Below are 22,657 nucleotides of genomic sequence, written 5' to 3'. Positions count from 1 at the left end.
ATAGAAACTTCACAGGAAATATCGAAAAAAAGTAAAAGTAATTTTTATTATACTTTCGCGTTTTTACCGAGACGTAAAAGAGACGCAATAAAATCCGTATACGCATTTTGCAGAATGACAGATGATATTGTTGACGATCAAAATGAGTCTATAGAAATTAAGTCGCAAAAATTAAAAGGTTGGAAAGAAAAATTTCAAAATTCATTAGTAAAAAAAAGTGAAAATTTACTTCTAGCCGAATTAAAGGAAGTCATAGATTTGTATAAAATTCCGGTTCATCCTTTTTTAGATTTGATAGATGGCGTTGAAATGGATTTAATCAAAAACCGTTATGAAAATTTTGACGAATTGAAAAAATATTGTTATGGTGTTGCCTCAACTGTCGGCTTAATGACAATACCAATATTCGGATATAAAAACAAGGACACAGAGAAATTTGCGGTAAATTTAGGAATTGCTTTACAACTTACAAATATTATACGCGACGTAAAATTTGACGCGTTGAATGATAGAATATATATTCCGCAAGATGAAATTATAAAGTTTGATTATTCTGAAAAAGAATTACATAACTCGGTATATAACGCAAAATTTTTTGAATTAATGAAGTATCAAACTGACAGAGCAAAATATTTTTACAGCACTGCCGATAAATTTTTAGTTAGTAAAGATAAGCATTCAATGTATACAGCAAGAGCGATGGAATATATTTATAAAAGACTTTTAGATAATATTGTAAATGAGAAATATAACGTTTTTGGTCAGAAAATAATTATCTCAAATTTTAATAAAATTTTCATTTCTTTAGCGGTTTTTCTAAAATATAAAACAATATATAAATGGCTAAGTGCATAATTATAGGCGGCGGTTTAGCCGGTTTATCAACTGCAGTTTATCTTGCGGAAAATAATTTCCAAGTAGAATTAATTGAAGCCTCGCCAAAACTTGGCGGAAGAACATACTCATTTGTAAATAAAAAATTTAATACGGAATTTGATAATGGTCAGCATTTATTGATGGGCGCATATAATTACACGTTAAATTTTTTGGAATTGATAAAGTCAATTGACAAACTTACAATTCAAAAAAGTATGATGGCTGTTTATGCTGATAAATCCGGAAATAAATATTCGCTTAATGCTTCAAAGTTCTTTTATCCCTTAAATTTATTAAGTGCAATATTAAATTTTAATTGTATTAATTTCAAAGAAAAATATAATTTTATAAAGTTTGTCATTTCATTGCCTTTTCAGAATAAAAGGAATCTTGAAAAATTGACAATCGATGAATGGCTGATGAAAAACGGTCAAACTGAAAATTCGATTAAATCATTTTGGAAAATATTAGCTGTAAGTGCGCTTAATACAAATATCAAAGAAGCTTCCGCGAGCTTATTTAAGCAAATGCTCATAAAAATATTTTTTACCGGAAATAACGCGGCGCGGATAATTATTCCTAAAGTAAATCTAAGTAAAGTTTTTGTTGAACCGGCTGTACAATTTTTAACAAGTAAAAGAACAGTTATTTCAATTAACGAAAAATTAGAAAAAATTAAATTTGAAAATAGTATTGTGAAGGAAATTATTACAAACAAAAGATCCATCAATGATTTTGATTTTGTAGTTTTGACAATTCCACCGTCACAAATAAGTAAGTTGAGTTCAAATGAAAAACTACTCTTAACTGATTTCAATGAATTTGAATCTTCAGGAATAATATCGGTAAACCTTAAACTTAAAGAAAAATTTTTAAATGAGAAGTTTATCGGACTAATAGATTCAAAAATTCATTGGGTATTTGATCACGGCGAATATGTTTCCATTGTTATTAGCGACGCAAATGATTATTTGGAATTCTCTCAAGAGAAGTTAGTTGAACTTTGCATAAAAGAACTTAAAATGTTCTTCAAAAATTTTGACGAGAAAATGATAATCAACAGTTTTGTAATAAAAGAAAAACGTGCGACGATAAAATCAATTCAAAAATTTGAGAATAAAAGAAATAGTTATAATAAAAATGTTAAGAATTTTTATTTCGCCGGAGATTGGACAGACACAAATTTGCCTCAAACCATTGAAAGTGCAATAAAAAGCGGATACAAAACTGCCCAAAAAATCATTAAGAAATAATCTTATGTTTTTTTTATATCAAGAAAATATTATATTTTGATACAGAAGTATTTTTATAGCATAAAGTAATTTTAATTACAATTTTTATTTGAAGTTTAACCCGGAGGTTATTATGTCAAATCTAAAAGAAAAATTGTTTAAGAGAATTGAAGAATGGCGGCCAAGAACGACTAGATTATTAAAGGAGTTTGGCAATGTAAAAATTGATGAAGTTGATATTGGTCAAGTAATTGGGGGTGCAAGAGATATTAAAAGTCTTGTAACGGATATTTCATATCTTGATCCATTTGAAGGCATTAGATTTAGAGGATTAACTATTCCCGAAGTTCTAGACGGACTTCCAAAAGTACCGGGAGCAGAAATGCCTTATGTTGAAGGATTCTTTTACTTTTTGCTAACCGGGGATCTTCCTTCTTTAGAAGATGTTCAAGCTGTAGCAGAAGAATTTAGTAAAAGGCACGTTGTTCCAAAGTATGTATTTGATATTTTAAAAGCCATGCCCGAAGATTCCCATCCGATGGTAATGTTTTCAACAGCTATTCTTGCAATGCAAAGAGAATCTGAATTTGTTAAAGAATATAATTCGGGACACTTAAAGAAAAATGATTATTGGGCACCAACTTACGAAGACGGTTTAAATCTACTCGCAAAACTTCCCGGAATCGCGGCTTTCATATATAGACTTAAATATAAAAGCGGCGAAATAATCGAATCCGATTCGAAGTTAGATCTTGGCGGAAATTTTGCTCACATGATGGGGATTGCAAAACCATATGATGATGTTGCAAGAATGTATTTCATTCTGCACAGCGATCATGAAAGCGGAAATGTAAGTGCGCATACAGGACATTTGGTTGCAAGCGCTCTTTCCGATCTATATTATTCAATTTCGGCAATGACAAACGGACTTGCGGGACCTTTGCATGGTTTGGCAAATCAAGAAGTTTTAGCTTGGCTTCACGGTGTTTTCGATCAATTGGGCGGTAAAGTTCCTACAGAAGAAGAAATGAAAAAATTTGTTTGGGATACATTAAAAGGCGGTCAGGTAATTCCTGGTTTTGGGCATGCCGTTTTAAGAAAAACTGATCCTCGTTATTCCGCGCAAAGAGAATTTTGCCTTAAACATTTGCCTGAAGATCCATTATTCAAGTATGTTGATTTACTTTATAAAGTTGTTCCTCCAATTTTGCTCGAACAAGGTAAAGCAAAAAATCCATGGCCGAATGTTGACGCTCAATCCGGTGTAATTCAATGGTATTACGGATTAAAAGAATACGATTTCTATACTGTTCTTTTTGCAGTTGGGAGAGCTTTAGGAGTTGTTGCAAATATTATTTGGGATCGTGGTCTTGGTTATCCTATTGAAAGACCAAAATCTGTAACCACAGAAATGTTGGAAGAAGCAGCTGGAATTAAGAATGCAAAATCATAAATGGAAATTATTCTTCTAATTTTCGGATCTGAATAAAAGGGATGTATTCGCATCCCTTTTTTATTAGAAAAAATATAAGGATAAATTATAAATGAAATTCGAGCAGTTAGTTGAGTTAAAACAGAAATTTCAAGGAGGTAAATCAGCGCTTTCCGGAGATGAAATAAAATTATTAATTCACTATTCAATTGAGCTAATTCAAAACATTGAACCCGAATTTTACGACGGCGAAATTAACTCTGCCGAACTTGCGAATATTTTTAATTCAATTATCGAAGGAGAGTTTTCAAAATTATTTATTTCCGATTTTGATGAAAATAATTTTTACAATTTTGGAACACAATTACTTGAAAGTTATAACAAATCTGATAGCCCGGTAAAACCTGCCTTAGAAAATTTAATTTCGGCATATTTAAATCTTTTTAGAAATTCTGAATTTCTGGTCAAAATTTCTGACGATAAAAAATGGACAATTCTAATTTCCGGACTGATAGGCGCTGTAAATTTTAATACTAGAAAATTGTTTGAACAAAGATTAAATCAATACGGAAAAAAAATACTTTTTAAGGTTATCAAAAATGAAAAAATTCAAAATTACAATTGGACCGATCTAAATAAAATTATCGGCAATTATTCTCAGTCTCTTTCCATTCTTTTAGGCGAACATGTTGCCAAACCAAGAGTTGCGTTCTTATTGGAAAACAGTCTGACGATGGCTTTGCTTGATCTTGCATGTTTAAACAGCGGTATTATAAATGTTATGATTCCCGCAAATTCTGTTTCTCAACATATTTCTTATATTCTTAATCAAACAAAGTGCGATTTTATTTTTGTTGCGAATGAAAAACAATTGATGAAATTGAAATCAATAAAAAGAGAGTTACCATTCTTAAAAAAAGGTATTTTAATTGACGGAACAAGCGCCGAGGATTGGGTGATATCTTTTAATCAATTTTTATCATTAAGTCCAAAAGAAATATCCGGACTTGTATACAATGACCTTGGAATTGACGAACCGGCAACACTAATGTATACATCCGGAACCACGGGTGAACCAAAAGGAATTATTTTCTCACAAAGAAATATTGTGTTTAAGAGATTCTGCCGCGCCATAGCTCTTCCTGAAATTAATGATAATGATAATTTTTTAGCATTTCTTCCGTTATATCATACTTTTGGAAGATGGCTGGAAATGATTGGAAGTATTTTTTGGGGTGCGGCTTACTCGTTTATGGAAAATCCATCCGCGGAAACAATGATTGCAAATATGAATTTGATTCATCCTTCTGTGTTCATAAGCATTCCTAAAAAGTGGATTCAACTATATGAATTCATTGCTTCAAAAGTTGATATTGAATCTGATCCCGATGAAAAAATACTTAACGAAGTTAAAAATGTAACAGGCGGAAATTTAAAATGGGGATTATCAGCCGCAGGATTTTTACCATCTGAAGTTTTTCAATTCTTTCAGAAAAATGGTGTTCAATTAATGAGCGGATTTGGAATGACCGAAGCGACAGGAGGAATTACAATGACTCCGCCCGGGAAATACATTCCCAATTCACTTGGAAAATCTTTACCTGGAATTGAAATAAAATTGGGCGATGACGGCGAACTTTTAGTAAAAGGCGATTATGTAATGCCCGGGTATTTTGATCAAACAAAAGAAGAAACTTTTATTGACGGCTGGTTTCCAACCGGCGATATTATGAAAATGGATTCAAATGGTTTTATAGAAATAATTGACAGAAAAAAAGAAATTTATAAAAATATAAAAGGCGAAACTGTTGCGCCTCAAAGGATTGAAAATCTGTTCAGAGATTTTGAAATTGTTAAACAGGTTTTTGTCGTTGGAGATCACAGACCATTTAATACGGTTTTGATCTATCCAGATTTTGAAAATCAAGTTTTTGCAAATATGAAAGAAGAGCAGAAAAATGAATATTTTTCAAATTTGATTGTTACAATAAATAAATTCTTAGCTCCATTTGAAAGACTTGTTGATTTTAGAATTATAGATGAACCATTTACTTTGGAAAGAGGTGAACTTACTCCCAAAGGCACATTTAAACGCAGAGTAATTGAAGATAATTATAAACTTTTAATTGAACAGCTTTATAAAAAAGATTATTACACGCTGCATATTGATAATACTGAAATTAAAATACCCAATTGGTTTTTAAGAGAGAGAGGCTGTTTAAGCGGCGATATTAAAATATCGGAAAATGGTATAGCAATTCCAAAGCATGAAAAAAGTATTACAATAAAAAAAATAGATAAAAATATTTTTAGGATCGGCGATTTTAACTTTAAGATAACTAAACCGTTTATTGATTTACACGATTTTTTAATAAATCCAATTTATTGGATCGGCAACAAAGAATTTGTAAACTTTACTGATGACACCATCCTTCAATGGTACAGACAAAATTCAGAAGATGAGAATATTCAGTTTATAAGTAATAATAAAATTCAGCATGATAATTCACTGGAGAAATTTCTCCTGAAAAAAATTATTGAAGCCGACGAAAAATCACTCTTTGGGCTGCATCTTGCAATTCTATTAATTCAATCGGAAAACGTTGAATACGGAAGTTTGGGAATTGAGTATATAAGTATTTTACTTAATGATGAACATCAGGAAATATTTAAAATTGCAAATTATTTTTTGGATAAGCCAAACCTTGCCGCAAATCTGGAAAGTAAAAAACAGCTTTTACTTTTAGCTATAAAGCATACAAAACAAAGTAATATTAAAAAAATATTAGAAATTTATCTAAAAGACGGTTACTCATTATTTGATGATTATGTTATTGAAAATATAGTAAATACCAAAAAGGTTTTGGATTCGCTCGATGTAATTGAAGAAATTTTGGATGAATATGTACAGTTCAAATATAAGATTGAAAATTTAAGTGAAACTGTAATATCAAAATTATTAAACATTTTCGCACAAATTGGAATAAAACACCCGACCAAATATGAAGAATTACGCAGAAAATTGGTTAAAATTCAATTGATTGAGGATTGGCCGGAATTAAGTAAAATGGCGCAAAAATGCAGAACAGAAATGCGTATTGGTTTTAGAAAATGGTTAGGCATAACAGAAACCGTAGCGGTTGATATTGAAACAGGCGAAGAATACGATTGGAACGACGTTTTAATTTTTGAAGAGGATATCAAAAAAGAAGAAAAAACTTTGCTGTTTAATATAATTTCAAAAACACAAATTTTAAAAGAAGCCGTATTTTTATTTTCAAAAGGAATTTTAATTGGACTGAATAATGTTTTGCCGCGTGGAATTTGGATTAGTAAAATAAAAGATGAAGAAAATCATACATTGTTCAGAGTTTCAATTCAAACAAGGCTGCAAGGTTCTTTTGACATTATTTTTCATCAGAATAAAAACAGAATTATATCTGAAATTAAATCGGAAGCAAACTGGCTTATTCTTGCCGGATCAAGATTTTTTGTTACAGAACTCGTTGAAGATTTCGGCGGATATTGGGATGACTATAAAATATGGACACAAAAATATCAGTCCGGATTGAGCGTAGAAAATCTTTTTGCTAGAGATGTTAAGAAAGATGAACAAAATGCTATGGAAAAATATTATTACATTTGGCCTTTCTTCATTTGGAATGCAACCGCCGCGTATATTAACTTTTGGCGGCTTACTTCGGGAAAATTACAGCTTACAAATCCAACTCCGGATAAATTAATCATTCCCTCTCACGACTATCAGCTTGGAACAAGATTTACATCATTATCCGAAAGAACAGAGTTTAAAGATTTCACTAATCTATTTTTTAATTTTTACAGAAAATTTATAATTCCGATTGAAGAAAAATATCCATGGTTGAAAAAAGATTCATCGTGGAAATATATTTTCCCGGGTTTAATAAATGCGGAAGGCGAATATGAAGGCATTGAAATTCTGAGTTTGTTTTTATTAGAATTAAAAAATAATGCAGAGGAAAATCAAGAAATCATATTTCAATTGGAAAAATTTTTATTGAGCATAAAGAAGAACGGTTATATTCCAAAGCAGTTGTATTTTGCTATTAAAAGATTTGCGAGATGGAACAATTTAAATAATGAAGCTTCATTTGAAGCCCAAGCGCAGATGCTAAACGAATTGTATGATACCTATAACTTAAACGGCTTGGAAAAAATTTATCCTGAAACAAGAACAAGATTCTTTTTACATACGGTTTTCAAAGAGTCTGAAAACGAATTTAAAAACGTTGTTAGAGAATTATGTTTGATTCAGCATGAAGGTAAAATAACAAAGGACGACATTGTAAGAGAATTATCCAGAATACAAAATGAATTTAAATTGAGCGAGAAAGAAAATTATTTTCTTACAAGGTTAAGCTATCCGCATTTAAAACCTTCAGATTCAGCTTCTTTCCTGCATTTTACAACTGAAGGCGAACATGCGGCAAATTTGGTTGTTCAAGTGGAAGATCATGAAGGAAATCCTTTTTATATTAGAAAACCGGTCAGCCCAAAGGAAATTTCCAAGCTTTATCAATTATTTTTGGAAGCGAATATGCAGGTAAGTTTTAAGCCCGAAAATAAATTTTTAGTGGCAATTTCCGACAGAGGTTTTATAATCGGCGGATTGTTTTACAATCAATTTGAAGAAGAAGCCGTTCACATGGAAAAAATTGTTGTTTCAAATAGATTTAGAAGAAAAGGCGTAAGTGAATCATTAATGAATGAATTTTTCAGCAGAATGAAGGACGAAGGATTCAATTACGTTACAACCGGATTTTTCAGACCCGAATATTTTTATAAATTCGATTTTAAAATAGAAAAGAAATATTCAGGCTTGGTTAAAAAATTATTTAAGTAAAATTTTGCTACTTTTTTAATATTTGTACAGTGTCAAGTTTTAAAGCATAATAAAAATTCATATTTTTACACTTATTTTTAAAAAAATTGGGAATTGTTTAAGATGAAATTGAAAAAGAAAGTGAAATTTGTTTTTGTTACAGGTGGTGTTGTTTCTTCACTTGGGAAAGGAATTACCGCTGCCTCACTTGGACTACTTCTTAAACAAAGAGGATATTCAGTAACAATTCAAAAATTTGATCCTTATATAAATGTTGATCCGGGCACAATGAGTCCGTTTCAACATGGTGAAGTTTATGTTACTGATGACGGCGCCGAAACAGATCTTGATCTCGGTCATTATGAGAGATTTTTAGATGAGAATATGTCAAAAGCTAACAATACTACAACCGGACAAGTATATTATGAAGTAATTCAAAAAGAAAGAAAAGGTGATTATCTTGGGGCAACGGTTCAAGTAATTCCCCACATAACTGATGAAATAAAAAAAAGAATGCTGCATCTTTCACAATCCGGTAAATATGATATAATTATTACTGAAATTGGCGGAACAGTAGGCGATATTGAAAGTTTGCCGTTTATGGAAGCAATGAGACAATTAATGGTTGAATTAGGAAGAAAGAATGCAATAAATATACATGTTACTTTAGTACCTTATATTCAATCTGCAGGAGAATTAAAAACCAAACCTACACAGCATAGTGTTAAAGCTTTACTTGAATTAGGAATTCAACCAAATATTTTAGTTTGCAGATCGGAATTGGAATTATCTCAGGATATTAGAAAAAAAATTGGACTTTTTTGTAATGTTGATAGCAATGCTGTAATTTCTGCTTATGATTGTTCAACAATTTATGAAGTCCCGCTAAATTTACATAGACAAGAATTTGATAAACTTGTGCTCAAGAAATTGAAACTTTCCGACATAAATATACATCTTGAAAAATGGGAAGAATTTGTTTCAAAAGTTAAAAATCCAACCGGTTCTGTTAACATTGCAGTAGTTGGGAAATATACCGAATACCAGGATGCTTATAAAAGTATTCTTGAATCTTTTATTCATGCAGGCGCCGAAAATGATGTTAAAGTAAAAGTTAAATATATTAGTGCCGAAGAATTAACAAAAAGAAAACCTGAAAATTTACTAAAGGAAGTTGACGGTGTGCTTGTTCCCGGCGGTTTTGGCGAAAGAGGAATTGAAGGTAAGTTAGTTGCTATTCAATACGTTAGGGAAAATAAAATCCCATTTTTTGGGATTTGCCTTGGAATGCAATGCGCAGTAATTGAATTTTCAAGAAATGTACTTGGCATTAAAAAAGCGAACAGCGCGGAATTTGTAAAAAATCAATTCAGTGTTATTCACATTATGCCGGAACAGCTTAAAATAAAGGCTAAAGGCGGAACAATGCGACTTGGATCATATCCTTGTATTGTTACAAAAGGTACAAAAACAAAAAGCGCTTATAAGAAAGAAAAAATTAATGAAAGACATAGACATCGTTATGAAGTAAATAATAAATATAGAGAGGATCTGGAAAAGAATGGAATGCTCATTAGCGGAGTTTCTCCCGATGGTGAACTTGTAGAAATGATTGAACTTAATGATCATCCTTGGTTTGTTGGATGTCAATTTCATCCGGAATTAAAATCCCGAGCTACAAATGCCCACCCCCTTTTTAGAGATTTTGTAAAAGCCGCAGTTGAATATTCTATAGGGAATAAAGAAAATTGATCAAAATTATATTCTTTTTATTTGCGACTTTAACTTATGGACAAAGCCTTAAAAATTATCAAAATCTGGTTGATAGAAGTGATAATTTAATATTTAATTATGAATTCGACAAAGCTCTGGATTTACTGAATTCGGCAATTGAAAATCATCGCGAAAGACCTGAAGCATTTTTAATTTTATCAAAAATTTATTTATGGTACTATTTAGGCAGCAGCAATCCCTCCGACTTAAAACTCTTTAATGATTATTCCGACTCGGTAGTTGCAAAATGCGGCAATATTATTGATGATAAAAAAGATATTAACATTTTATATCTGCTCGGCAACATTTATAAATACAAAGCAATGATGAGTGCGGCGAACTCCAATTCATTAGATGCATTTTGGGCGACTAAGACTTCAGTCGGTTATTATGAAGATGTTTTGGATATAGATTCAACATATTATTCCGCTCAAGGCGGAATTGGAATTTTTGAATACGCACTTACTTTTGTCCCTTCTTTTTTTTCATGGGCATTAACATTTACGGGTCTTTCCGCCAACGATAACAGTGGTTTTGAGCACGTAAAACAAGCTTATCAGAAAGGCAAAAAAGATAAAATCGAAATGCAATTTCATTTATCAAAACTGTATGATGAATATTTGGCAGATTATAGAAAATCAATAAATCTGCTCGACGAACTGATTGAAGACTTTCCTAAAAATAATATTTTAGTTTACCAAAGGGCAATAGAGTATATTAAATCGGAGAATTTAAACAAAGCTAAAATCGATTTGGAAAACGTAATTAAAAATGGTCATCCAAAATTTGCTCAAACAATTTCTTATTCCAAATTCTTGCTGGGCGATGTTTATTTCAGACAAAATAATTTTGAAAAAGCTTTGGATTATTATCAACAGTTTTTACAGACATCAAAAACAATAGACTATACGGGAATTGCATCTTTAAGGGCTGCAATTTGTAATCATTTTTTAGATAATACAAATGAATATAGAAAGTATATGGTACTTGCGTCAAATGGAAATCAAGATATTGAGGAAGACAGTTATGCTAAAGATTTAAGTTTAAGATTTTTGGAAAACGGATTGAGCAAGGATTGGGAAAATCAAATAAAAATTGAAAACTATTATTTATCCGGAAATAATAAAAAAGTGATTGATTCCGTAAACGAAATAATTGATTCCGTTAAGGATCAGGAAGTTAAATCGCTTTTGCTTAATTTTAAATCCTCATCACTTATTGAACAGAATAATTTCAAAGAAGCGAAATCAATTGCAAATAATTTAAAAAAATACGATTTACAAAGTTCTTTTTGGATTAAACCAATGGCTTATGTAAATTTAGCAAAAATAAGTTTGGCAGAAAAAAATTATGCCGCTGTTAAACAATATATAAAAGCTGCATCAGATATCAATAATTATAGAAGAAAAAATTTGATAAAATCTTATATAAATAATATTAAATTGTCTATAAAGGGAAAATAATTCAGAAATTCACAGTTTCTTAAATACATAAATTGATTATTGCTTAATTAAATAATAATTTTGAGTGGTTTTAATGTTAAATTTGGCGGTTTTTGTTTCAGGAAGAGGTTCAAATTTATCCGCAATTTTAAATAATATTAATGCCGGAAATTTAAATGCAAGGGTTTTAATTGTTATTAGCGATAAAAACGAATGCAAAGCCTTTGAAATTTGTGAAAAAGAGAATATTGAAAAATTTGTTTTAAGTTCAAAAATAGAAGAAAGTAATTCAGTTCCCTATAATGATTTAACTAAAATTCTTTTAGATCGGAAAATTGAATTAATTGTTTTAGCTGGATTTCTAAAGAAAATTCCTTCTTCTTTAATAAATATTTACAAAAATAAAATAATAAATATTCATCCAGCTCTACTTCCTGCATTTGGCGGAAAAGGGATGTACGGGATAAACGTTCACAAAGCTGTATTTGAAACTTCGGCAAAAATAAGCGGCGCTACCGTTCACTTTGTAGATGAAGTTTATGATAACGGAAAGATTATAGATCAAAGAGTTGTTGATATTTCGAATGTAAGTTCGCCTGAAGAAATTGCCGGAAAAGTATTAAAGATTGAACATGAATTGCTTTCATACGTTATTCAAAAATTTGCAGAAGAAAAAATAAAAATAATTGATAATAGAGTAATAATAGACCGGAATTGAATTTGAATAAAAAAGCTTTAATTAGTGTTTCTGATAAAACAGGAATAGTTGAGTTTGCGGGTTCTTTGGTTAAAATGAATTATGAAATTCTTGCCACAGGAAATACAGCTAAGATTTTAAAAGAAAATAATATTGATTGCTTTGAGATTTCATTGTATACAGGTTCTCCTGAAATATTTCATGGAAGATTAAAAACACTTCATCCTAAAATTTTTGGCGGAATTTTATACCACCGGGATGTTGAATCAGATATTCAGCAAGCCGAAGAAAATCAAATTGATCCGATAGATATCGTTTGCGTTAATTTATATCCTTTTGCAAAAGTTGATACTCAAGATGTCGATCAGCAGACTAAAATAGAAAATATTGATATCGGCGGTCCGAGTCTTATTCGAGCTGCCGCAAAAAATTTCAAATTTATTTCAGTCTTAACAAATCCTTCTCAATATAATGAGTTCATCAATGAACTTGAAAATGCTGAGATCAGTATTGAAACAAAAAGTAAACTTGCAGCCGAAGCTTTTTCTCATACGGCGTTATATGATAAAATTATTGCCGATTTTTTTGAACGAGAAGTAACAAAAGAACAGAAAAATTTGAGAATAAATTTCCCATTGAACAGTGAACTTCGTTATGGTGAAAATCCTCATCAGAAAGCATTTTTATACGGAAATTTATACGATAAATTTATTCCTTTACACGGAAAGGAACTTTCATATAATAATATAATTGATTTAATTGCCGCTGTAGAATTGGTAAATGAACTCGATAATAATTCGTGTGTAATTATTAAACATACAAATCCATGCGGAGCGGCAACCGGAAAAAATAATTTAGATGCATACGTAAAAGCTTTATCCTGCGATCCGGTATCCGCATTTGGCGGAATTGTGGCGTTTAACAATGAAGTAAATTCCGAAACTGCAGAAAAGCTGAATGAAATTTTTACTGAAGTTGTTTGTTCGCCTTCGTTTGAAGAAAAGGCGCTTGAAATTTTAAAGCAGAAAAAAAATAGAAGAGTGATTCAATATAAAGCTGACGGAATTAAGCAAACCTTGCAATTTAGAAATATTCCAAACGGAATAATTGCGCAGGAACCGGATTATAGTGCATTTCCGTTAAATGAATTAAAAACTGTTACGGAGAAGCAAATTTCCGAAGATCAAATGAAAGATCTGAAGTTTGCCTGGGTTATTTGTAAACATACAAAGTCCAATGCAATAGTATTCTGTAAGAATCAAATGGCGGTTGGCGTTGGAGCGGGACAAATGTCAAGAATTGATTCATCTCGAATTGCTGTAGAAAAAGCAAAGTTATACGGTCATAATTTAGAAGGAGCCGTTGCCGCGTCGGACGCTTTTTTTCCATTTGCAGACGGAGTTGAAGAAATTGCAAACAGCGGAATTACGGCAATTGTTCAGCCAGGCGGATCGGTTAGAGATGACGAAGTAATTGATGCAGCAAATAATAAAAATATTTCAATGGTATTTACCGGTATTAGAAATTTTAAACATTAAGAGGATTTATGGGAATTTTTGATTTACTATCAACTGATATTGCAATTGATTTAGGAACCGCAAATACTGTTATCTATGTTAAAGGAAAAGGTATAGTTTTAAATGAACCGTCTATTGTTGCATTTGATAGAAATACAAAACGAATAATTGCGCTTGGTAATAAAGCAAAGGAAATGCAGGGAAGGGAACATCGTCAAATTAGAGTTTCAAGACCAATGCGTGACGGCGTTATTGCTGATTTTGAAATTGCCGAAGGTATGATAAGAGAATTTATTAAGAGAGTTAACAGAGGCGCTTTCTCAAGCCGTAAAGTTGTTATTGCCGTTCCTAGCGGCGTTACCGAAGTTGAAAAGAGAGCTGTAAGAGACAGCGCGGAACATGCAGGAGCAAAAGAAGTCCACTTAATTGCCGAACCAATGGCTGCCGCAATTGGCGTTGGAATTGATGTTGGCGCACCGGTTGGAAATATGATTCTTGATATTGGCGGCGGAACCACTGAAATCGCGGTCATCGCGCTCGATGGAATTGTTAATGAAGAATCTTTGAGAATTGCCGGCGATGAAATGAATAATGCGATTATTCAATTTTTTAAGAAAAATTATAATTTACTGATTGGTGAACGAACCGGCGAAAAAATTAAATGTGAAGTTGGATCGGCAGTTCCTTTAAAAGAAGAAATAACGATTCAAGTAAAAGGACGAGATTTAGTTGGCGGTATTCCCAAAACCGTTGAAGTAAGCTCCGTAGAAATAAGAGATGCCTTGAACGAAAATATAACCCAAATAGTTGAAGGAGTAAAGCAATCTTTGGAAAGAACACCTCCTGAATTATCCGCTGATATTCTAGATAGAGGTTTAATTATTACGGGCGGAGGCGCTTTGCTTAAAGGGTTGGACGAAAGAATTAGAATGGAAACAAATTTACCGGTTCATGTTGCTGATAACCCTTTGTTGGCGGTTGTTAACGGAGCCGGAAAAGTTATTGAAAATATGAATAAATATTCCAAAGTATTTATTCGAAAAAGAAGTTACTAATGCCACAATTTGTAAGATCATTCTTTGCGAATATTAAAGAATACATTGTATTAATTACACTTCTTATCATCAGTCTTTTTCTAATTACTTTAAATGAAAATCAAAAGGTAAAAAACGTAAGATTATTTTCTTTGGGAATATTTGCAACAGTTACCAAAGCAATTAATGATGTTCAAAATTCTTTTGAAAAAACCGAATATATTGAAAGTCTGCTTAAAAACAATGCCCAGTTAATGCTGCAAGTTAATGAGTTAAGAGATTATGCATATGAAATAAATGACATTAAAGGGCAAATCGAATTTAGAACAAAATCCGATTATGATTTAATATTTGCTCAAGTCGTTTCCAGATTAGTTTCTAAAGTAAGCGGTTACTTTATTGTTTCAAAGGGATTAAGCGACAGCGTTGCTGTTGGCCTGCCTGTAATTACAGATAAAGGTCTGGTTGGAATGATAGTGGATGTTTCGCAAAATTACTCAACCGTAAGAACTATTGAAAATAGTTTATTTAAAGTCGCGGTTCGAGACCAAAGAAGTAATGTGGATGGAATTTTAAATTGGGATGGAAAAAATCTTCAGATTAAAAACGTTCCTACTACCGAAGACGTTGAAGTCGGCGATAGAATTTTAGTTTCCGAATTAAGTACAATAATTCCTCCTTCAATACCAGTTGGAATTATTTCAAACAAGGAAAGTACTGTTTCAGGAATACTGAGCAATATAAAAGTAAAACCATTTGTAAATATTACCAAAGTTAAAAATGTTCTTATTCTGAAAAGTAATAAAAACCTTCAGTTGGATTCGTTAATAACAAGAATTGGCGGAGAAGTAAAATAAAAATTCTAAAATTTATATCGCCATTAATTTTATTTTTTCCGGTATTACTGATTCAATTTATTTTTGTTCCTATGATTGCTATTGGTTCAATAATTCCTAATCTCATAATTATTTTGCTGACTTACTATGCTTTGAAGTTCGGACAAATAACAGGAACAATTTTGGGCTCGATATATGGTTTAGTTTTTGATATAATTTCAGGCGGAATTCTTGGGAGTGCAATGTTTGCAGGTACACTATCCGGATTTATTGCAGGATATTTTTATAACGAGAATAAAACTGATTTTAATTTAAAAACAATTTTTTTTGTATTTATTGTTTTTATTTCGGCAACATTTAATTCTTTCTTTTATTTACTGCTGACAAATACAGAAATTGAACTATCTGCTTCTTATTTAATTATTGAAAACGGCATACTTCCGGGAATATATACGTCTGCAATAAGCATCCCGTTTATGATTTTTAATAAGAACTTAAAATAAAATGATAGAAAAAATATTTGATTTTAGGCTTAGGAAAAACATTTTAACAGCCGTAATTGGCATTGTTGGAATAGTATATTCGTTTCAGCTTATTAAAATGCAGATTTTAGATTTTACCGCATATTCTACTCAATCAGATAATAATTCAATTAAAAAGAAACCTATTCAGGCGCCAAGGGGAATTTTTTTCGATAGAAATTTAGATGTTCTTGTAAGCAATAAACCTACATATAATTTAGAAATTACACCTGCCATTTACGATACAACTCAAAATTCAATAATTGAAAAAGTAATTTACTCGGAATCTGGAACAATTAATAATATTTTTGAAAAAAATAAAATTTACTCCAAATATTTACCGAGAATTGTTAAACGTGATCTGAATTTTAATGAAGTTGTTTGGTTTGAAGAACATAACCAATTATTAAAAGGGTTAGATATAATTGTAGAAATGCAGAGAGATTATAATTACGGTGTTAAAGGCTCACATATTTTTGGATATTTGAGAGAAATAAATTCAATACAATTGGAAAAAGAAAGTAAAATTTATGATCTTGGTGATTTTATTGGAATCAGCGGAATTGAAAGATCTTATGAAAATATCTTAAGAGGTTCTAAAGGTTTTGAATTTATTCTCGTTGATTCTAGGCGAAAAACAATTGGAAAATATCTTGAAGGTTTGAATGATATTCAGCCCGTAAAAGGTAAAGATTTAATATTAACAATAGATAAAACTGCTCAGGAAACCGCCGAACAAGAATTTATTGGTAAGACCGGTTCCCTAGTTGCAATTGAACCATCTACAGGTGAGATTTTAGCTTATGTAAGTGCTCCTGAGTATGATCTGGCATCCTTTGCCGCGTTTACATCAAGAGAGGAAATTAAAAAGTTAAGCTCCGATCCGCAGAAACCTTTATTTGATAGAGCTGCAAATTCTATATACCCACCCGGTTCAACATATAAAATGCTAGGAGCAATTATCGGTTTGGAAGAGCATTTGATAGATGAGAATACTATGGTTTATTGCGGCGGCGGTTTTCAATTCGGTAATAGATTCTTTAAATGTCATGGAAGACATGGATCAATAAATGTTGAGACCGCAATTGAAAAATCATGCAATACTTTTTTTTATAAATTAATTCTTGAAATTGGTTTAGATAGATGGGCAAAGTATTTGAGAATGTTTGGATTCGGGAATAAAACAGGGTTTGATTTAGGATTTGAAGCAAAAGGAATTGTCCCTGATACTGATTATTATGACAGAGCGTTTGGTAAAAATAAATGGACTAAAGGAACTTTGGTCAGTTTGGGAATTGGTCAAGGCGAGTTCAGCGTTACTACATTGCAGTTAGCGCAATACGCCGCGCTATTGGCAAATTCTGGTAAAACAAAAATTCCGCATGTACTTCAGGGTTATATTGAAGGCATGAAAAATACAGAATTCAACGTTGCTTATAAGGATAAAACAGTCAATGTTTCACAAAAGACTTTTGATTTAGTTAGAGAGGGAATGTTTAAAGTTGTGAACGGTAACGGAACAGCAAGACATATTCGACTTCCAAATATTAACATAGCGGGTAAAACTGGTACATCGCAAAATCCTCACGGTGAAGACCACGCATTATTTATTGGATTTGCACCTTATGAAAATCCTAAAATTGCGATTGCAGTTATAGTTGAAAATGTAGGATTTGGCGGGACCCACGCCGCACCGATTGCTCAAAAAGTTATTAAAGCATATTTAGAAAATCTGGAAGGAAATAATTACAATGTAGCAGGTGTAAATTGATAATCAAACCATCAAGCAAAATATCCGATAAATTTGATTTTGTTGTTTTTATTTGCGTAACGCTTCTTTCGGCAATTGGATTAGTTGCAATTTACAGTGCAACATATACACACCCAACCGCATACGGGAATTTTAACAAACAATTATTTTCCGGAGTTGTTGCCATAATTTTTTTCTTTATAGCATATTTTATTTCATATAAAACATACAGGTTCTTTGCACTGCCGATTTATATTTTATCAATACTAAGTTTAACCTCTGTAATTTTTATAGGTAAAACGGTTTATGGCGCAAAAAGTTGGGTTAGTTTAGGACCAATTGGTTTTCAACCTTCAGAATTTGCAAAAATTGGTTTGATATTATTTTTGGCAAATTATCTTACAAAAAAAAGAAAGAATCCAAATAGCCTAAGTGATTTGATTAAAATTAGCGTAATAGTTTTTGTTCCGGTAGGACTCATTTTAATGCAGCCTGATATGGGAACTGCAATTGTTTATTTAATAATTGCAACAATTATGGTTTTTTGGAGCGGTATGGATTTATTTTTATTGTTCGTTCTTATCTCACCGATTGTTGTAATTTTTGCATCTCTTCTTGGTGTCGCTGCATTTATAATTGCAATGTTTCTTGTAATCGGAATTTTATTTTACTTTAAGAAAAACATTTTTATTAATGTGTCTGTAGTTGTTTTGAATTTTTCAGCAGCATATTTAATGGATTATATAATTCATTTTTTAAAACCTCACCAGCAGAAAAGAATTGAAACATTTGTAAATCCGGCTGCTGATCCGCTTGGAGCTGGTTATAACGTTATGCAGACAAAAGTCGCGATTGGTTCAGGTGGAATTTTCGGGAAAGGATTTTTACACGGAAATCAAACACAATTAAGATTTATTCCGGAACAATGGACGGATTTTATTTTCTGCGTTATTGGTGAAGAATTCGGCTTTATTGGCAGTATTATAACAATTTCCTTATTTATCATACTTTTCATAAAACTTGTAAGCATTGCTACACATTCAAAAAATATTTTCGGAAGTACAATTGTTGTTGGAATTCTTGCGCTTTTATTTACGCATTTTGCAATAAATATTGGAATGAATATCGGCTTAACACCGGTTATTGGTTTACCTCTGCCATTTTTAAGTTACGGAGGAAGCTCCCTGATTGTAAATATGACTTTGATTGGAATAGCACTTAACTTTTATAAAAACAGAAGAGAACAAATTTAATTATCGGAAATTTATGAACGCTCAAAATAAACTTACATCGAAAATAAATAAACAATTACATATTTGTGTCGGTTTAGATACTGATTTAGAATTAATTCCTTTAAAATTCAGCAAATCCATTAATTCAATTTTGGAATTTAATAAAGCGGTTATTGATGCTACGCTAAATTATGCCGCAGCTTATAAAATAAATTTTGCTTTCTATGAAAAGTTCGGAACAAAAGGACTTGAAGTAATTGAAAAGACCGTTGATCTAATCGGCGGTGAAACACTAATTATTGCCGACGCAAAAAGAGGTGATATAGGAAATACTTCTCAGAAATATGCCGAGTCAATTTTTGATTATTTCAAATTCGATTCTGTAACTTTGCATCCGTATATGGGAATGGAATCTATCAGTCCATTTCTAAATTATAAAGATAAACTAAGCTTTGTTTTAGGATTAACATCAAACAAAAGCGCCGCGGATTTTGAAAAGCTTAAATTGGAAAACGGTAAATACTTATATCAAGAAGTTATTAATAAAGTTAATGAGTGGAACATAAATAATAATTGCGGACTCGTATTCGGCGCGACAAATATTGAGGAGCTGAATAAAAATATCCAATCATTTAAAAATATGCCCATTCTTTTGCCTGGCGTCGGTGCTCAAGGCGGAAGTCTCGAAGATGTTGTGGCTGCGTTTTATGAAATCAAAAAAAATAATTTTATTGTTAATGTAAGCAGAGGATTGCTTTTCATTGACGATTCAATAAATTTTCAGAAAAGCATAGAAGAAAAAATAGCTTCGCTTAATTTTGAGGTAAAAAATAAAATTGAACATTTGAAAGTATAGCATTTATTACAAAATTAAATTATTTTAATAGCAAAAGATTTGCAATTTGTTCAATTACTAAAATTTTAATAAATGCAATCGCGTCAAAAAATATCCGAACAGCAATTCCATAAGATTTGGGAAAATCAAAATTTTATTCAAGAACTTAAAACTCAACAAGGCGAAGATATAAATGTTCTGTTCCCCGGAGAATATAATGAAAGTGAATCCGGTCCAGATTTTAAACACGCAAGAATTAAATTAGGAAATTTCACCTTTGTCGGTGATGTTGAAATTGATCTCGATTATTCGGATTGGAAACGTCATGGACATAATATTAATCGAAATTACAATAAAACAATTCTGCATATCTGCTTTACAAATGCTCAGAAGCAAAGCTACGTATATACAAGTGACGGAAGAAAAGTTCCTTCTTTATTTTTAGAAAATATTGTACCTGCCGAAAAACTTTATGTAAATGAAACTAAAGATAAAATAAAGAGCAGTAATAATTTTGAATTAAAATGCAGTTCTGAAATTGACTCTGTAGATAAATCATTGATTCAAAATACAATTTTAAAACAAGGCATAATAAGGTTTGAGAATAAATGTTTAAGGATTTTTAACCGTTTAAAGGAATTGAAATTTCTAAGTGAACTTAAAACAAATGAACCGGTTATTAAATATGAATTGACAAAGGAATTTAATAATAAAACATTTTTGCAGAATGATTTTAGAGATAAAGAAATTTGGAAACAGCTTCTTTATGAATTGATTTTTGAAGCGCTTGGATATTCAAAGAATAAAAAAATAATGCTGAAATTGGCACAAAATGTTAATCTTAATTTTTTATCGAAATATCCGCATAATGATGAATTTGAAAAAATAATGGAGTCTGTTTTATTTAAAACTGCCGGACTATTATCGGATTCAATTGAATCTGATGATTCATTCGTAAAAGAATTGAATGAGATTTGGCAGACTGAAAAACACAATTATGACGGGAAATATTTTGACGAAACTCAATGGTATTTTTTTGGACAGAGACCGCAGAATTTTCCAACAATACGAATAGCCGGCGGAATAAAAATAATTGAAGCAATTTTACATAAGAATTTAATTGGTCAGTTAATCAAAAAATTTTCAGAAATAAAAAAAGATCAAATTTTAATTAATTCAGTTAGATCAATGTTTATTATAAAAGCAAATAATTATTGGCATGATCATTATATCTTCGGAAAAAAAACAAACGCAAAACTAAATTATCTTATCGGAATTTCTCGTGCTGATGAAATTTTCATAAATGTAATTTTACCATTTATGTCGGTTTATTTTAATCTATTCGGGAAAAATGAACTTTCAAAAAAAGTAATAAAAATTTATAATGATTTTGATCAAAAGTCGGATAATAAAATTATTAGAGATGTTGCAAAAAATTTACAGATTGACGGATTAGAAAAAAAGACAATTTTTTCTCAGGGAATGATAGAAGTCTTTCGAAATTATTGCAGTAAAAACAGATGCTTAGAATGTGATATTGGTAAGAAAATATTTAATTAATTATTGCCTTTTAATCTGTTTATTTCATCTCTTAATTTTGCGGCACGTTCATAATCTTCTTTTTCCAAAGCTTCTCTCAATTGATCTTGTAATGAAGCTACTTTTGTTTCAGAAGACTGCTTCGGAAATTGTTTTGCCTCAAAATCATTTGCAATTTCAAAGGATTCTTCTGACTCTTCGCCTTCTTCGCTGGATGGAACAAAAGAAGCCGCACGCATAACTTCTTCAGCTACAAAAATTTGTGCTCCGGTTCTTACAGCTAACGCAATTGCGTCACTCGGTCTGGCATCTATTGTATTAGTAAGTGTCGACATTTCAACAACAATTTTTGCATAAAAAGTATTGTCTCTAAGTTCATCTATATTAACTTCTAAAACAGTTGCTCCCAAATCATCAACTAAATTTTTCATTAAATCGTGTGTCAATGGTCTTGGTGGTTTTATACCTTCAATTTCTAAAGCTATTGACTGAGCTTCAAACGAGCCAATTATAATTGGAAGTCTTCTTGAGCCGTAAGATTCTTTTAACAATAACGCATAAGCGCCGCCGGCAGAAGGACTTGATGATAATCCCAAAATATCAACTTGTACTTTTTCCAAATTGAATCATTACCTTAAAATGTGAAAAATTACTAATTTGTATTAGCAATATAAAAAAAAACAACTTAATATAATATTTTATCTATATTTATAGACAAATGATACCATTTGAAGAAAAAAACGACTTTGAATTGCCGAATAAGGAAAATAAACCGGAATTTTACGAGGATATTGGAATTGAGACAGGTTACAGAGTATTTTTATTCAATGACGATATTCATACATTTGACGAAGTTATAACACAGCTTATAAAAGCCATTCAATGTAATTTTGAAAAAGCAAGATCACTTGCTTTCGAAGTGCATGTTAAAGGCAAGGCAATGGTTTTTTTCGGTGAAATGGCACAATGTTTAAAAGTTTCATCCATTCTTGAAGAAATTGGTCTGCATACTCAAATTGTCGGATAAAACATTTATAAAAATATCGTATTTACTTTAGCGATTTATTAAATTTAAGTTTC

The 22,657-nt window shown here is 31.2% G+C and carries 17 protein-coding genes; 16 read left to right on the top strand and 1 reads right to left on the bottom strand.

The features are described from left to right. The 15 genes from IPK06_08310 (at position 1) to IPK06_08240 (ending at position 21,598) form a co-directional block, all read left to right on the top strand. Entirely contained in the window at positions 1-855 is an 855-nt protein-coding gene (locus IPK06_08310) for a phytoene/squalene synthase family protein (protein ID MBK7979990.1), read from the top strand. Beyond that, a complete protein-coding gene (locus IPK06_08305; GenBank protein ID MBK7979989.1) occupies positions 840-2,129 on the top strand; it encodes an oleate hydratase in 1,290 nt (429 codons plus the stop codon). Before IPK06_08310 ends, IPK06_08305 begins: the two co-directional genes overlap by 16 nt. A gap of 112 nt (positions 2,130-2,241) precedes the next feature. Then, on the top strand, positions 2,242-3,561 hold the full coding sequence (locus tag IPK06_08300; protein ID MBK7979988.1) for a citrate (Si)-synthase: 1,320 nt from the start codon (positions 2,242-2,244) through the stop codon (positions 3,559-3,561). A gap of 91 nt (positions 3,562-3,652) precedes the next feature. Continuing rightward, positions 3,653-8,422 carry an AMP-binding protein gene (locus tag IPK06_08295; protein ID MBK7979987.1) on the top strand — a complete coding sequence of 1,590 codons (4,770 nt, stop codon included), beginning with the start codon at positions 3,653-3,655 and terminating at the stop codon, positions 8,420-8,422. 102 nt (positions 8,423-8,524) lie between these two features. After that, positions 8,525-10,153 (top strand): CTP synthase, encoded by a 1,629-nt coding sequence (locus tag IPK06_08290; GenBank protein MBK7979986.1) that lies wholly within the window; start codon positions 8,525-8,527, stop codon positions 10,151-10,153. Then, positions 10,150-11,637 carry a tetratricopeptide repeat protein gene (locus IPK06_08285; GenBank protein MBK7979985.1) on the top strand — a complete coding sequence of 496 codons (1,488 nt, stop codon included), beginning with the start codon at positions 10,150-10,152 and terminating at the stop codon, positions 11,635-11,637. Before IPK06_08290 ends, IPK06_08285 begins: the two co-directional genes overlap by 4 nt. A gap of 73 nt (positions 11,638-11,710) precedes the next feature. Next, positions 11,711-12,334: a phosphoribosylglycinamide formyltransferase gene (locus IPK06_08280; GenBank protein ID MBK7979984.1), complete on the top strand. Its 624-nt coding sequence runs from the start codon at positions 11,711-11,713 to the stop codon at positions 12,332-12,334. Continuing rightward, positions 12,331-13,851: a bifunctional phosphoribosylaminoimidazolecarboxamide formyltransferase/IMP cyclohydrolase gene (gene purH / locus IPK06_08275; protein ID MBK7979983.1), complete on the top strand. Its 1,521-nt coding sequence runs from the start codon at positions 12,331-12,333 to the stop codon at positions 13,849-13,851. Before IPK06_08280 ends, purH begins: the two co-directional genes overlap by 4 nt. An 8-nt stretch (positions 13,852-13,859) precedes the next feature. Continuing rightward, positions 13,860-14,885, top strand: a complete 1,026-nt coding sequence (locus IPK06_08270) for a rod shape-determining protein (protein MBK7979982.1) — start codon at positions 13,860-13,862, stop codon at positions 14,883-14,885. Beyond that, complete coding sequence (gene mreC / locus IPK06_08265) at positions 14,885-15,721, top strand: rod shape-determining protein MreC (GenBank protein MBK7979981.1); 837 nt, start codon at positions 14,885-14,887, stop codon at positions 15,719-15,721. Before IPK06_08270 ends, mreC begins: the two co-directional genes overlap by 1 nt. After that, entirely contained in the window at positions 15,718-16,203 is a 486-nt protein-coding gene (gene mreD, locus IPK06_08260; GenBank protein ID MBK7979980.1) for a rod shape-determining protein MreD, read from the top strand. Before mreC ends, mreD begins: the two co-directional genes overlap by 4 nt. Position 16,204: 1 nt before the next feature. After that, the gene (mrdA, locus tag IPK06_08255) at positions 16,205-17,992 is read left to right on the top strand and encodes a penicillin-binding protein 2 (GenBank protein MBK7979979.1); all 1,788 of its coding nucleotides are present in this window, start codon (positions 16,205-16,207) and stop codon (positions 17,990-17,992) included. A 2-nt stretch (positions 17,993-17,994) separates the two neighbouring features. Continuing rightward, complete coding sequence (rodA, locus tag IPK06_08250; GenBank protein MBK7979978.1) at positions 17,995-19,224, top strand: rod shape-determining protein RodA; 1,230 nt, start codon at positions 17,995-17,997, stop codon at positions 19,222-19,224. A gap of 13 nt (positions 19,225-19,237) precedes the next feature. Further along, the gene (gene pyrF / locus IPK06_08245; protein MBK7979977.1) at positions 19,238-20,059 is read left to right on the top strand and encodes an orotidine-5'-phosphate decarboxylase; all 822 of its coding nucleotides are present in this window, start codon (positions 19,238-19,240) and stop codon (positions 20,057-20,059) included. A 72-nt stretch (positions 20,060-20,131) separates the two neighbouring features. Beyond that, complete coding sequence (locus IPK06_08240; protein MBK7979976.1) at positions 20,132-21,598, top strand: DUF2851 family protein; 1,467 nt, start codon at positions 20,132-20,134, stop codon at positions 21,596-21,598. Here IPK06_08240 and IPK06_08235 read toward each other — a convergent pair. Continuing rightward, positions 21,595-22,197 carry a bifunctional nuclease family protein gene (locus IPK06_08235; GenBank protein ID MBK7979975.1) on the bottom strand — a complete coding sequence of 201 codons (603 nt, stop codon included), beginning with the start codon at positions 22,195-22,197 and terminating at the stop codon, positions 21,595-21,597. The genes IPK06_08240 and IPK06_08235 overlap by 4 nt on opposite strands. A 98-nt stretch (positions 22,198-22,295) precedes the next feature. On the opposite strand from IPK06_08235, the gene IPK06_08230 reads away from it, so the two are divergent. Continuing rightward, positions 22,296-22,604, top strand: a complete 309-nt coding sequence (locus IPK06_08230) for an ATP-dependent Clp protease adaptor ClpS (GenBank protein ID MBK7979974.1) — start codon at positions 22,296-22,298, stop codon at positions 22,602-22,604. The last annotated feature ends 53 nt before the right edge of the window (positions 22,605-22,657 follow it).

The organism is Ignavibacteriota bacterium (assembly GCA_016713565.1).
Taxonomy (GTDB): Bacteria; Bacteroidota; Ignavibacteria; order Ignavibacteriales; family Melioribacteraceae.
This window is presented reverse-complemented; position numbering and strand designations above follow the sequence as displayed.